The sequence below is a fragment of the Myxococcus sp. AS-1-15 genome (genome assembly GCF_020037055.1).
Taxonomy (GTDB): domain Bacteria; phylum Myxococcota; class Myxococcia; order Myxococcales; family Myxococcaceae; genus Myxococcus; species Myxococcus fulvus.
On sequence record NZ_JAIQDF010000021.1, the window covers coordinates 134,403 to 148,016 of the forward strand.

Genomic DNA, 13,614 nt, shown 5'->3' on the forward strand with positions numbered 1-13,614 from the left:
CGCGGCCCGCATTGAATGGGCCTTCAGTAGTCCCAGGCGTCGAGTTCGATGGTGCTCTTGAACTGAGAGACCTCGGGATGAGCCTCCTTCAGCGCGGCCATGATCTGCTCGACCCACTGCTGGAGCTCGGGACCGTCCTTCTCGACCTTCGACCCATAGACAAAGGTGTACACGATGGTTCCGGGCGAGGTCTGGTCCGGCATGGCTCTGTAGAGCGAGAGCCGCAGGGAGCCGTCGTCGTTCTCGTCCAGTTCATCAGATGGGGTGAAGTACTGGCGCTGGACGAGGTAGTTGCTGATGAAGGATGTGGCTGTCTCGGCGACGGTATCGATTTTCGTGGGGCTCATTCGAGGGGACCTTTGAAAACAGGTTGAAATAGAGGGATGACGCTCAGCGCGCACTGCCCTTGGTTCGCGGAGGCCCTGCTCCAGGGTCGCCGCGCAGGCGCGAGGCCTGTTCAGCCCGGCAGCGCCCCCTCCGGAAGGTATTGGCTGCTCGCCGCGCCCTGGTGACTTCCGCCTTGGCCGCATCCTCTCCGGGCGTTCCCCGTGCGGCTTCTCGGTTGGCGGTGGCATTGTGGACGTTCTGGTCCAGATGAGCCTGGTACTGGTCCTGGCGAGAAGGCGGTGGCGGCGAACCCGTGAATGAGGCGGGAACGGTGCTGTCCCGCTCATGTTTGGCCATGTCATCCGCCATCTTCTGCTTCATCTGTGCTTCGGCCTTCTTACGCCAGTTGTTGATGCACTTGGCGGCGGACTTCCCATCAACGACGTCGGCCGGAGGACAGGTTGGGGACTTCACTGAGCCCAGGCCCGCGCCCGCGGCGCCTCCTGGCCCTCCCGAGGCGCTGGCCGAGCCTCCTGCCCCCGTCCCACTCGCCCCTGCAAGTCCTGGAGGTTGTTGGTTCGCCTCGCGTTCGGAGGTACGCCACCGCTGCCGGTGTTCCCTCACGTACTGGTTGACGCGTTCGTCTTCATCCGCGTGTCGTTGGCGCTGGCTGTAGTCTGTCTCCGGCCGACCTGTCTCGGAGTTCTCGTAGCGCCGCCGTTGGGTGTCCGCGTTCTCCCGGCGGGTATGACGTCCGTGCTCCATGTTCTCGGAGGCCATGCCTTGCTGGGGAACAGCGGGTGCGCGATTCGACTCATAGCCGTCGATGACGTTCCGGCAGGGGTCTCCGCGCGCATCATTGCCCATGTCATCCGAACCGCTCTCCCGGAAGTTGGAGTCACGGACAAGATGGCCTGACTGGCAACTGGCGAGATAGCGGTCACCAGCCGTGGGCCGCTCCAGCGGAGTCCCGTCCTTCATCCCCGCGGCATGCTCCGCGGCAGTCGCCGTGTCCCAACGGTTGCATTTGGCCCGTGCCTCCTTGTTGAGCTTGGCGACGTGGTCATACGAGCCGAACCAGTCCGGGTTCAGCTTGGCCTGGATGAGCAGTTGCTGGCACTGCCGGGAGAAGAAGCTGCTGCCGCCGCCCTCGAGATAGTTGACGGGTGTGTGCGGTGGTGGCGTGGGCGCGCTGGCTGTCATGTCGGGTCCCCCTCGAACGGACGGCTTCGCTGACCTTCGTGAATCGAGTCTCTCACCACTTGCGTGGAATGTCCTGGACGCAGGCGACGAAGTCCGCGAGCGGAATGGTCCGGAACTCCTTCGCGTCCTCGGTGTCGACCAACCCCTCCGACGTGGCCATCACCAGCCGCTTCCGGGTGTCCAGGCTCAGGGGCTTCACAGGCGCCTCCACCTCCTCGAGCTGATTGCCGCGCAGCGTGAAGAGCCCATACGTCCCACCCGCCACCCAGACCTGCTCCCGGTACTTCGCCACGCTCATCAACATCCCGGGGGACTCCGCCACCTCCGACCAACCATAGACGCTGCCTTCGTGCACCCCCGCGTCGCTGCACGCATACATCTCATCCTTGCTGACGACATGCACAGCCGTCATCACCGCCTCCGTGAAGGACGGTGCCGGATGCCACCGCGCCCCATCCCAGCGTGCGATGAGCCCCTCCCCACCCACCGCGTAGACCAGGTCCGGCGCCAGCCCATGCACCGCGAAGACCTCGCCAGGGCAAGGAAGCTCATGCCATTGCCTGCCATCCCAGCGGTAGAACGACTCCTTGCGCTGCTGTGAATGCGGTCCCCAGGCCAACACGAACCGGTCATCCAATCCCCAGATGCCCGACACGACGCATGGCAGCTCGTGGAACTCCCACGCCGGACGCGAGGGATTCTCCGAGCGGTTGATGTGCACCCCTCCGCGACGGAAGCTGCCCTCGGCCACGTAGACCGTGCCCGACGGCGAGCGCCAGAGCGAAGTGAGCCACCCCACCTGGCCCAGCTGCGTGTAGACGCGCCCGTCCACCACCTGGCCCACCCACGACTCCGCGTGGTCCTCCATCCAGTCCTTGCCATCCCACCGGTCCGCCAGGAAATGGCAATCCCAGGCCGAGTCTCCGCTGGCCCGGCGGAATGCGTGTGCGAGCTTCATGATGTGGGGTCCTCGGGTACGGGGCGCCTCGCGGCGGCGGGAAGCTCGCCTGGGTCTCTTGAAGCCACGGTCTCGTGATAGTCGTACATCGCTCGGGGTGTTGCCAGGAGGCGGTGACGATGTCGAAGCTGCGTGGACCGGGGGGCGACGTGCTCGCGGAGAACCCGGAGGTGACGCTGACCCGATATGCCCTCGGGCTGACGCTGTACCTGGATGAGCCCTACGTCTGGGCCACCGAGGGCGCCGCGGCCCTGCTCCGGCGCTTCCTCCAACTGGCTCCCGCCGAGCGACTCACCTGGTACACCACCTCCACGCTTCCGGAGTGGCACCGCTTCACGCCTCGGGTCGCCGACGACGTGCTCGCCTCCCTCTCCGTCTCCTGGGCCGATGTCCGCGTCAGGCACCTGTTCACGTTCCGCCTGGTGGATGACCTCGGAGCGCCAGGGCTCGGCTTCATCTACCGGGAGCTGGACGCGGCACGGGGCCGTCGAGGCTTCCTCCAGGTGCTGCTGCCGGAGACCCTCGACCCGAAGCAGCTGCTTCAACTGGCCAAGGAGGTTGGCGAGCGCTGGCCCCTGCTCTGCGGCGTGGGCGGCTACGTGGGCACCTGGAACGAGTGGGTCAAGTCCACAGCGTTCTGGAGTCTGTACCGCTCCAGCCAGCGCTACCTCGGGCTCGACATCCAGGACCCGGATGCCATGTCCTGGTGCGTGGGCGAAGGGCTGCCCGGGAGCAACTGGCTCACGCTCGTGGGTGACGGCCTCGCCGGGAAGCTCGCGCTGGACGTCGCCGCGCTCAAGGCCCGTGCCTGGACGTCCGAGGTCCACGTGCACACGCTGAAGGGGACCACGCTCATCCAGGCGGGTGAAGCCCCGACGCTCGGTGACGTCAACGCGCTCGAGTACCCCTCCGCCTACGCCGAGGTGGCGCGTGTCCTGGAACCCCACTTCGTCAAGAAGCCCACCGAGTTCTGGGGTGGCTTCCAGGAGGAGCAGAAGACAGGGGCCTGGCTGCGCCGCTTCGTCTTCCCGGAGGACCTGCGCTGAGCCCATCTCACGGCTCCCGTGAGAGCAGCACCACGCCGCGCGCGCCGCCCGCGCTCGAGCCCGTCAGCAGGCAGGTGGCCGCGCCCGGGTCACCTCGCAGCATGCCCTCCACCGCGACGGCCAGCCCCGTGGGCATCGCCGCGGCGCCGAGGTCCCCCAGGCACTCGGACAGGTACTCGAGCGTGGCCTCCGGCGGCATCACGTCGTGGGCCACCCGAGGCCAGGCCAGCTTGAACTCGTGCACGCGCAGCTCCTCCGCCGTCATGTCGGAGAGCCACCAGTCCAGCGTGCGTCGCTCTTCACGGAGCCGCTCGGACACCACGCGGCCCGCGCGTGTCAGCGCCGCCGCCATGCAGGGCATGTCGTTGTCCTGGGTGGCCAGCTCGACGTCGGTGGCCACGGTGTCGAGCCGCGCGAGCACCGGCCACTTCGTCCGCTTCGCCACGTCCGTCCGGGTCAGCGCGCAGAAGGCCGCGCCTTCTCCTCCGACGAAGGTGTCCAGGTTCTCCCCATCGAAGATGCGCTGCTGGTCGATGAGCGTCTGGACCACCTCCGGGTCGTAGTACGTGTCCACGCCTCCGACGAGCGCGACGTCCACCTTGCGGCCTCGCAGCGCCTCGCCCGCCTCGATGAGCGCGAAGGCCAGCGAGGCATGACCCCGCGGCACCACGTGGACCACGGGCCGGACGTCTCGCTCCTCCAGGAGCCGCACCAGCGCCTTCTCCACCTGGCGTCGCTGCGTGGCGAAGCCCTCCTGCGTCCGCTCCCCCATCCGCTCGGGAAGACAGAGCACCAGGGCCACGGTCGCGTTCGGCGGCAGCTCCTCCAGGTTCGTCAGCAGCTGCGTCAACGTCCGGGTGGCGATGGGCACCAGCCGCTCGGCGCCCGAGTCCCGGGTGGGCAGTGTCCGGATGGGCGCCATCGTCACGCGCTTCCCGTTGGGCGCGCGGAAGGGCGTCTCCGCGTAGGCGGACAGCTCCGCGCGGCGGAAGGCCCACGTCTGGTACGGAGCGAAGGCCAGCCCGTTCCACGCGGCCGTCCCCACGATGACGGGCGCCGAACCCCACCGTCCGCCGTAGTGCGCCGAGTCCAGGTGTCGAGCGGTGCTCATCGGACGACCTCCTTCTCGTGCACCTGGATGTAGTGCAGGCGGCGCGCGGGGCGCGGCATGGGCACCACGGTGCGCCAGGTCAGCTCCAGCGTCTCCTCGTCCGAGGGCCGCAGCAGCACCGTGTCCAGGACCGGGCGGTGGTCCGTGTCCCCCTGCGCCGTCCGCGCCGTCACCGCGAAGTGCAGGCGGGGGAGCGCGAAGTGATACGAGCCGCCCGCGGAGAGGTTGAGCAGCTTCACCATCTCGCCCCCCTTCAAGTACTCGGGGCAGATGAGCTCGGGCGTCGCGCACTGGTTGTGGCGCTCGTCGAAGTCCAGCGGCTGCAGCGGCATGCGCTCCTTCATCCACTTCTCGTCCGCGGTCCCCGCGTAGCGACGACGGGGCTCCCAGTGTCTGCCGATGGCGCCCACGCCGGCGGGCGCGGGCCGCGTCCTGGCGGAGGAGATGAGGTCGCGTGGATCCTCGATCTGCGGAGCAAGCTGGTTCACCAGCGCGTCCGAGTCCCGCGCGACGCCGCGCCCCAGGGGGTTGCGTGCCTCCTCCACGGGCGGCTTGTTGGCGTCACTCGCGTCGAAGCCCCCATACGCGAGCTCCCACTTCAGGGGCACGCTGGTGAAGGGCTGCGGCGGTCCCAGCGCCATCCCGAGCGCGCCCCGGTACCAGACCCGCGTGCCGAACACGCGCAGGCTCTTGGCGACGGGGCCCACCTCGATGTGGACGTCCAGCTGCTTGACGGCCTGGCCGCCCTTGCTCATGGCGTTGCCCACCACCACCACATCCGTGGAGGGCTTGCGGATGCACACGTCCGCGGGGAGCTGGATGCTGCTGGCCTCGGGCGCCTTCTTGTCCCAGGGCTCGTCGGCGTGGCGGACCTGGGCGCCACCGACGCGTGTCACCCGCGCGCTGCCCGGGGCGATGGAGAAGAGCTCCTTGATGAGGACCACCATCAGGATGCCTCCGTCCATCCCCAACTGGGGAACGAGGGCCACCGTGGATGAGGTGCCGTTGAGCAGCTCGGGCGTGTTCACGTCACGTCACCTCGCATACCGCGTCGTCCATCCATCCGACGGGCTCCGCCGGCTGCCCGACTCCACATGAACCCTCCAGGCCTCGAGCTGCGCGAGCTGCCGGACGACGAAGTCCGCGCGGTCCAACGGAACGGCTCCGCCCGTGCGCACCGCCAGCTCCACGTGCACCCAGCGGCGCATCGCGGGCAGTGACTCCGGAGCCTCCAGCTCCCACAGGGAGACCTTCGGACTCCACGCATGTCCGAAGCGGTAGCGCGTGCCCTTCCTGGCATGGCGACCATGCTTCGCCCACCAGTCCGCCCACACGACGGCCCGGTCCGCGAGGTCGAGCACGGGCGTGGGCGGCGTGAAGGGTCGCTGGAAGGGCAGGGCGTCCCGCGTGTACTCGGGGCTCGGGACGTCCTCCGTCAGGGACGCGCCTGTCATCCGTTGCAGCGCGTCCAGCGCCGCGACCTTCGTGTCGGGAGTGTCCATCGCCAGGTGCTCGAGCAGCACCTCCATGAACGACAGGTCCCCGAACCACCCCAGGGCCCGCAGCACCGCGGGCACGTCACCCGAGTCCAGCGCGGCGCGCAGGTCGTCCGCTCCGGACGCGTCCGCGGACATCGCCAGGAAGAGGGCCGCGTCCGCGAAGGCGCCCTGACCCTTCAGCACCAACGCGCGCGCTCGCTCCAGGCCTTGCTCGCTTCTTCGCAGCAGGGCGCTCTCCAGCGCGGCGCGGACGACCTCCTCGTCCTCGTGGCGCAGCGCCTGCTCGAGCGCGCGGTGAGGCACGGGACCCTGGGTGGCTCCGAGCGCCTGGCTCGCGGCTCGAATCACCTCCAGCTCCGGGTCCTCCAGTCCTCGCTCCACGTCAGACACGGAGAGCGCGCCGCGCCGCGCGAGGACGCGCAGGCCCGCGGCCCTCCGCGCCGGCAGCTCCGCGTCCAGCCACGGGCGCACCGCCCGCTCGATGCCGGGATGCGGCGCGAGCGAGAGCGCGTCCGTCACCGCCTCGGCCATCCTCGGCTCGCTCAGCTCCACGGTCCGGATGATGCGCAGGGCCTGGTCGAGCGCGTCGTCCCCGGCCAGCGAGCCGAAGAGGAACACGTTGGCCCAGGTGAGCTCGGGGTCCGGCTCGGGACGCTCCTCCAGCAGCTTCACCAGGCGCGGCAGGATGGGAGGGCCACAGGCGACGATGGCGTCCACGCGGCGCACCAGCCGTTGCTCGGTGCGCTCGCTGTTCGACCAGGGCGTGAGGGGCCGGGCCCGACGCATCAGCCCGAACATCCCCAGCTCCTCCAGGCAGGTGCGCGCATGGCCGAAGAGCACGTCCTCCTCGGCCTTCGGGTGGCCGAAGTGGAGGGGCAGGGCCTGCGCGTCCGTCGCCGCGACCCTCGCTTCGTCCTCCTCCGGCGCGGCGTCCTCGTCGTCTTCTTCTTCGGCCTCGAACGCCGCCAGCCGTGCGTGCGCCTTGGCGAGCAGCGCGTCGAGCTGCGCGAGCGTCGTCACGGGCGGAGGCGCCGCGGGTGGGGCAGGGGGCGGCGCTTCCGGCTCGGGCAGCTCCGGCAGGGGGATGGCCGGCAGGAGGACCTCGCGCACCGGCTCGAGCAGCCGGGGCTCGCGGAGGCTCGCGCGCAGGGGCTCGGCGCGGACCTTGGGCGGCAGTGGGCGCGCGTCGGCGCCCGTGGAGAAGGGCTCGCCCAGGGCGCCGATGGCCGCCTTCATGGCCTGCTGGAGCAGCGCCAGCTCCGCGAGTCCGCCCGGGTCCTCCGTGGGGACCTGCGCGAGCAGCCGCGCCGCCGCGTGGAGGTTCGTCGCCATGGCGCGGATGCGCTCGCGCCGGACGTTGAACTGCGCGCGCGCCGCGTGGGCCTCGTACGCCTCACGCAGGGCCAGCGCGAGCTGCTCCTCGGCCTGCCGGACGGGCAGCGCCGGGTCTGTCACCGCCCTCAAGCCGAGCAACGCCTCATCGAGCAACGCCTGGACTGTCTGGATGCCCATCCGCTCCGTCACGCCCACGCCCCTACCGGGAGTCCCCGAAGCCCACGTTCCCCGTCACGCAGACGGGCTTGCCCTCGAAGTGCACGGTGACGGCGGGGACGGGCAGCCCCCACGCCACGCCGCGGTTGACGCCCGCGACGGTGATGTCCTTGGTGAGCGCGACGCCGGGCTCGTTGCCCTTCATGTTCCCCGTCTTGCAGAACGAGCTGTGGACGTGCTTGCTCTCGATCTCGATGTTGCTGCACTTGACGCTCAGCGAGCCCGAGTCCCCGGTGATGGGGTAGGGCATGGGCAGCGGGCTGGGCGCCGCGGGCGTGTGGCACATGTTGGGCGCCATGGGCACCACGGTGTGCTTGCTCTTCTCTCCGACGACCGTCATTCCAAGCGCGGTGACGCTCATGGCGCGGGCTCCTAGTTCAGCTTGATGAGGGTGGCCAGGACCTTGGCCACCTCGCGTGCACGGGTGATGACCCGGTCGGCGTACAGCTCGACCTCGGTCGCGGTGACTTGGAGGAACGCGCCGGGGACGCGCAGCAGCGCCTTCTCGTCCGCCGTCACGGAGAAGCTGCGCACGCGCGCGTTGACCGCTCCCTGCCGGTCCAGGTGCAGCGCGCGCTGCGTGGTGAGCAGGCCCGCGATGAGCGGCGTCTCGTCGGAGGCATCCACGATGACCCTCGCGCCCGAGGCGAGCGCTTCGTCGAGGAGCGCGGGGTCCACCGCGGGGTCCACCTGGAGCAGGTGCTCCGTGGCGCCGATGCGCACGCGCCACCCCTCGCCCTCCCGCGCCACCAGTCGCCCCAGGCTCATCGGAGGCAGGGCGGCCGCGGGCGCCGGTGCCAGCCTCACCTGACGCGGAGACTCCTCGGAGGTCTCGGCCTCTTCACGTGCCACGCTCTTGAGTGCCTGCATGCTCATGTCCTTCTCCTCATCCCGGCATGATGGCGGGAGGGTGCATCTTGATTTCGGAGGTGCCTTCGATGGTGACGCCCAGCGCGCCCTTGATGGCCACGCCGCTGGAATCGATGACGACCTCGGAGGCTCCACACGTCAGGGTGATCTTCCCGGACGCCTCGAGCTTGAGATTGGCGGCGGTCACCACGCCCGCGGCGCCCGCGGTGATGGAGTGGCCTCCGGTGATGTCCTGGGTCTGGCTGGCCACGTTGATGGCCACGGCCCCCTTCGCATCGATGGCGAGCGCCTTGGCCACCTTCACCATGTACGCGCCCACGGTCTCGAGCTTCGCGATACCCACCTGCTCGTTCTTGCCACCGTTGATCAACTCGATACGGGCAGCGCCGATCGTCTCCGTCGAGTCTCCGCCGACCGCGAACGAGACTCCCGTCACCGCGTTGATGACCGCCAGCGCGCCGATCTTCTCGGTGACGGAGCCCTCGACCGTCGTGCCCCACGTACCGGAGCCGCCGCCTCCACCTCCGCCGCCTCCACCTCCGCCGCCTCCACCTCCGCCGCCTCCACCTCCGCCGCCTCCTCCTCCGCCACCACCTCCGCCACCGCCGTCTCCGCCACCGCCACCGCCACCGCCGCCGCCTCCGCTACCCGAGTTCGCGGTGGCCGGCGCATCCCACGATCCCCCCGCGCCGCCTCCGCCACCACTTCCTCCTCCGAAGCCCCCGAAGCCTCCTCCCTCGGTCCCCCCTCGCGTCAGCGCGCCGCTCGACACGGCTTGCGCCATGCCGGATGCCATGACGCTCGAGAGGGACAGGTTCCCGTCCTCGGCGAGCTGGCCCACCTCCGAGCCGAAGACGGCCACTGCGGTGTTGTCGCCTCCGAGGAGGGCCGCTGCCGGGCCGGCCAGCTCCGCGGCGGTGCCCAGCGCTTCCCGGGCAGCGTTCAGCCCCGGCATCAAGGGCCCGAGCAGGGCGGCTTCGGCGCGGCTCGCCGCCTTGCCCGCGAGGGCGATCGCCCCTTCGAGGGCCAGTGTCTCGATGCTCTCGAGCAGCCCTTCCGCCGGGTCGCCGACCTGCATGTTCTCCAGCCCGCCGACCTTCAGCGTGACGGCGCCGGTGATCTCCTCGCCGATGATGCCGCTGACCTTGACCGCGCGGTTGGCGCCCACGGTGACCTTGTGGTCCTTGCCCACCGAGGCGTTGTGAATTCCCTTCACCGCCATCTTCTCGTTGGCGCCGACGGACATCTCCCGATTCGTGCCGATGGTGCGCTTCTGGTTCACCGCGACCTTGGCGCTCTTGTCGTTGGCGGCCTTGATGTTGATGTCGTAGGCGCCATTGACGTAGACGCGCTGGCTGTCCGCCGAGTCGTCGAAGCTGACCTCGTTCGAGCCCCCCGCGCCGGGCGACGAATTGGAGCGGTGCCCGGACACCGTCTTCTGCGCGGGCAGGCTGTAGTCCGGCGGGTTCAGCGGGTTGTAGAGGCGCCCCAGGCACACGGGCCTGTCCGGGTCTCCCTCCACGAACTCGATGAGCACCTCCCAGCCGATGCGGGGAATCATCACGGAGCCCGTGGTGTGCGCCTGCGTGACGCGGACCCAGCAGGACGACTTGTCGTCGAGCATGCCGTCTCGGTCCCAATGGAACTGCACCTTCACGCGGCCATGCTCGTCGCAGTGCAGCTCCTGCCCCGAGGGCCCCGTGACTCGCGCCGTCTGGAGTCCCAGGATGCGCGGCCGAGGCGTCTCACGTCGGGGACGGAACACCTGCGCGGAGGGCACCACGTCGAAGTCCACCTCGCAGTGCGCCGCGCCGGTGTCCACGAGCGGACCGGGCTCCTGCTGGCCGTGGAAGCGCAGGTGCAGCCGCGAGGCGGTGATGAAGTACTCGCCATCCGCGAAGGGGTGGCCCACCAGCGACACGCGCCGGCCCGGCGCCAGCGTCATCGCGTTGGTGCGCGCCCGCGCGGACTTCCGCCGTCCCCGGAGCTCCTCCAGGCGACGCTTCGCCAGTCGTTTGCCGTCTGCGGGCTGCGTGTAGCGGCCCGGGTACTCGTACCACTCCGCCTGCACGGAGTCCTCGGCGAGCTGGTCCGCGGCCAGCTTCTTGGAGGGGTGCAGCATGTCGTAGTCGTCCAGGCTGACCTTGGAGACGCTGGCGCGCACGCCGCTGCGCCAGTCCCACACCGCCACCGCGTCGCCTCCGAGCGAGGCGTCGTAGCGGAAGGGCAGGGCGTCCGGCTCCATCACCTCGGCGGACTCGCTCGCGTCCGAGAGCACCATCACATGCCCGTCCGCGCTGTGCTCGAACGCGAACCAGATGCCCTCCTCCTCGAGCAGCCGGCACACGAAGTCCCACTCCGACTCGTCGTACTGCACGCAGTACTCACGCCGGGGATACGCGCCCTCCAGCGACCAGCGGAACAGCTTGTCCTCGAGCCCCGCGTCCTTGAAGACGGCCTTCACGATGTCCGGGACGGACAGCTCCTGGAAGATGCGGAAGCCGTACCGGTACGCGACGAGCCACGGCTGCGGGACGAGCGTGAGCCGGTAGCGCACGAGCTGCGCCGGGTCATCCGTGGCGACGACATCGACCCGGTCCACCACCCCCGACACCTCGCGCACCTGCCCGAAGGCGTCCTCCAGCACCACGTGGGCGAACCCTCCGCGCGCCTCCTCCGGCGCCAGCTCCGTCGCCGACAGGTCGAGCTCGAACACGAACCGCCGTGACACCTCTTCTTCGCCACGCAGGGCGTGGACGACCAGGTCCCCCCGCTGACCGGGGATGCTGGCGGTGACGGACACTGCCGAGGGCGAGTCGCTCATAAAGCCTCAGGCGCTCTTGTGCAGCAGCTGGTTGAGCACCTTGTTGTTCTTGATGACGACGGTGGGGGCCTTGATGTTGATCTGCCCGCTGGCCAGCAGCTCCACCGTGCAGGCGCCGCCCCGGAGGACCAGCTTGTTCTGGGCGGAGAAGGTGACGTTGGTGGCCTTCACCTTCATGCCTCCGCCCGCGGTGATGGCCACCAGGCCCTTGGCCGTGTCGGTCCTGCTGCCGCCGCACTTCACCTTCTCCACGCCCGCGTTCATCACGTAGCCCGCGCCGCAGGAGACGGACATCTGCTTGGCCTTGGTGAACTTCAGGGCGCCGATGGTCTCCGTGAAGTTCGTCGACACCGAAACGAGCCGGCTCTTCCCCGCCAGCTCCATCCAGGCCGCGCCGACCTTCGTCGAGGAGGCCCCCACCACCTTGCGCGTGTAGGCGACGAGCGCCGTCACCACCTGCATCGCGGCCACCTTCCGGTCCAGGGTGCCCTGGATGCTCTCGGCCATGTCCCCACCCACCTTCACCATGCGCGCGCCGCCGACGCTCACGCTCAAGTCCCCGCCGACGCCATCCGTGTAGTCGCCCCCCACGTTGATGTCCTGGTTGGCGCCCACGCTGAGCGTCCGGTTGCCGGTGACGTTGGCGTAGTGGTTGCCTCCCACGCTCACCGTGTTGTCCACGCCCACCGAGCAGCGCTCAGCGTTGGCGACCGTCATCTCCGCGTCGTTGTCCACCAGCAGCGTGTAGTCCTTGGACGCGTTGATGAAGATCTCCTCGGCGCCCGCCGCGTCCTCGAAGCGCAGCTCGTTGGCGCCCGGTCCGCCGCCCGTGGTCGCACTCTGGATGGAGCTGCGCGTGGCGCCGTCCGGCAGCGCGTACGGCGGCGTGTGCTCGGCGTTGTAGAGGTGGCCCGCGACGAAGGGCCGGTCGAAGTCCCCCAGCTCGAAGTCCACCAGGAGCTCGAACTCCACGCGGGGGATGATGAGCGAGCCGCTGAGCGGAAGCTGGCCCACGCGCAGCCACGTGGAGCTGCGGTCATCCTTCAGGCCGGAGCGGTCCCACGGAAAGCGCACCTTCACCCGGCCGAAGGACTCCGTGTGGATCTCCTCACCCGAGGGCCCGGTGACGAACGCCAGCTGCGTGCCTCCGATGAGCGGCTTGGGCGGCGCCGTCACCGGCCGGTAGGGCACGGTGTGCGGGATGGCCCAGACCTCGTTCGAGTAGAAGCCGGGCCGCTGCGTGTCGTGCTCGCTGGAGGCGTGGTGCACCACGCGGGTGATGAGCAGGTCCGCGTTGGCCTCCGTCCGGCCGTGCCCCGTCACGCAGAACGTCCTGCCGGGCTCCAGCCGCGGGCAGGTGCTCTGGCCCTGGAGCGTGCGCGTCCCCACTCGCAGCCGCTCCATCAGGCGCCTGGCGCGCGTGCGGCCCGCCGCCGCCTCCACGAAGTCACCCGGATGCTCGTAGACCTCGCGCCCCGTGGTGGACTCGGCGCTGTGGGTCGCGGACAGGTCGACCGCGGGGCGCTTGAAGTCGTAGTCGCGCAGGAACACCTGGTCGGAGGCCATGCTCCGGCCATCACGCAGGTCGATGATGACGTCGTCGTCGAGCTGGCTGCTGTCCCGGTCCACCAGCAGGCTCTGCCCCCGGATGGGCTCCAGCCGGGTGCTGTCGTCGAAGAAAAGCAGCCGCGCGCCGTCCGCCTCGTGGTGCACCGCGAAGGCGATGCCCTCCGAGTGGAGCAGCCGCGACATGAAGGCGAAGTCGCTCTCGTTGTACTGAACCACGTTGACGCGCGTGGGGGGCGGCTCCGTCAAATCCCAGCTGGACGCGTCCCCCAGGCCCGCGTCGTCGAGGACGCTGGAGACGACCTCCTGGACGCTCTGCTCCTGGAAGATGCGCGAGGTGCGGCCCAGCTTGAGCAGCTCCACCGGGGCGCAGATGACGACCACCAGCCGGAAGGCATGGCTCTGCGTGGCCTCCAGGTGCGCCTCGGTCACCACGCCGTGGAAGGGGCGATCCTCCGAGTCGTCGTGGAAGCGCAGCCACAGGGCCGCCGGCGTGCCCGGCAGCGCGTCCAGGTCCACCTGCTCCGGCGTCTCCGCCTCCACCTGGACCCGACAGCCCTCGCTCAGCCCTTCCGTGGCCTCCATCCGCAGGACGCGGAAGCTGGTGGGGTCGAACCCCTCCAGGGACAGCTCCAGGCTCAGTCGACGCATTCCCATGA

11 protein-coding genes are annotated in these 13,614 nt (G+C 69.8%); 1 reads left to right on the forward strand and 10 read right to left on the reverse strand.

Annotated elements, in window-relative coordinates; genetic code table 11:
• Positions 1 to 23: 23 nt before the first annotated feature.
• The 3 genes from K8625_RS39075 to K8625_RS39085 are packed head-to-tail and all read right to left on the reverse strand — an operon-like array spanning position 24 to position 2,488.
• The gene (locus K8625_RS39075) at positions 24 to 347 is read right to left on the reverse strand and encodes a hypothetical protein (RefSeq protein WP_223785570.1); all 324 of its coding nucleotides are present in this window, start codon (positions 345 to 347) and stop codon (positions 24 to 26) included.
• Between the two features lie 43 nt (positions 348 to 390).
• Entirely contained in the window at positions 391 to 1,530 is a 1,140-nt protein-coding gene (locus K8625_RS39080) for a hypothetical protein (protein WP_141328932.1), read from the reverse strand.
• Positions 1,531 to 1,582: 52 nt separating this feature from the next.
• The gene (locus K8625_RS39085; RefSeq protein WP_223785571.1) at positions 1,583 to 2,488 is read right to left on the reverse strand and encodes a hypothetical protein; all 906 of its coding nucleotides are present in this window, start codon (positions 2,486 to 2,488) and stop codon (positions 1,583 to 1,585) included.
• Positions 2,489 to 2,607: 119 nt separating this feature from the next.
• Between K8625_RS39085 and K8625_RS39090 the strand changes: the two genes are divergently transcribed.
• The gene (locus tag K8625_RS39090; protein WP_223747557.1) at positions 2,608 to 3,534 is read left to right on the forward strand and encodes a type VI immunity family protein; all 927 of its coding nucleotides are present in this window, start codon (positions 2,608 to 2,610) and stop codon (positions 3,532 to 3,534) included.
• Positions 3,535 to 3,541: 7 nt separating this feature from the next.
• Here the strand turns inward: K8625_RS39090 and K8625_RS39095 are convergent, their stop codons facing one another.
• From K8625_RS39095 to K8625_RS39125, 7 genes are read right to left on the reverse strand one after another with little or no spacing between them, the layout of a single operon-like run.
• The gene (locus K8625_RS39095; RefSeq protein WP_223747558.1) at positions 3,542 to 4,645 is read right to left on the reverse strand and encodes a hypothetical protein; all 1,104 of its coding nucleotides are present in this window, start codon (positions 4,643 to 4,645) and stop codon (positions 3,542 to 3,544) included.
• A complete protein-coding gene (locus tag K8625_RS39100; RefSeq protein WP_223747559.1) occupies positions 4,642 to 5,673 on the reverse strand; it encodes a DUF2169 domain-containing protein in 1,032 nt (343 codons plus the stop codon). Before K8625_RS39100 ends, K8625_RS39095 begins: the two co-directional genes overlap by 4 nt.
• Positions 5,674 to 5,679: 6 nt before the next feature.
• A complete protein-coding gene (locus K8625_RS39105; protein WP_223785572.1) occupies positions 5,680 to 7,668 on the reverse strand; it encodes a hypothetical protein in 1,989 nt (662 codons plus the stop codon).
• Between the two features lie 10 nt (positions 7,669 to 7,678).
• A complete protein-coding gene (locus K8625_RS39110) occupies positions 7,679 to 8,056 on the reverse strand; it encodes a PAAR-like domain-containing protein (protein ID WP_046714488.1) in 378 nt (125 codons plus the stop codon).
• Positions 8,057 to 8,067: 11 nt separating this feature from the next.
• Positions 8,068 to 8,571 carry a hypothetical protein gene (locus K8625_RS39115; RefSeq protein WP_223747561.1) on the reverse strand — a complete coding sequence of 168 codons (504 nt, stop codon included), beginning with the start codon at positions 8,569 to 8,571 and terminating at the stop codon, positions 8,068 to 8,070.
• A gap of 10 nt (positions 8,572 to 8,581) precedes the next feature.
• Positions 8,582 to 11,389, reverse strand: coding sequence for a type VI secretion system Vgr family protein (locus K8625_RS39120; protein WP_223785573.1), 2,808 nt, complete (start codon positions 11,387 to 11,389; stop codon positions 8,582 to 8,584).
• 6 nt (positions 11,390 to 11,395) lie between these two features.
• A complete protein-coding gene (locus K8625_RS39125) occupies positions 11,396 to 13,612 on the reverse strand; it encodes a type VI secretion system Vgr family protein (protein WP_223785574.1) in 2,217 nt (738 codons plus the stop codon).
• Positions 13,613 to 13,614: the final 2 nt, after the last annotated feature.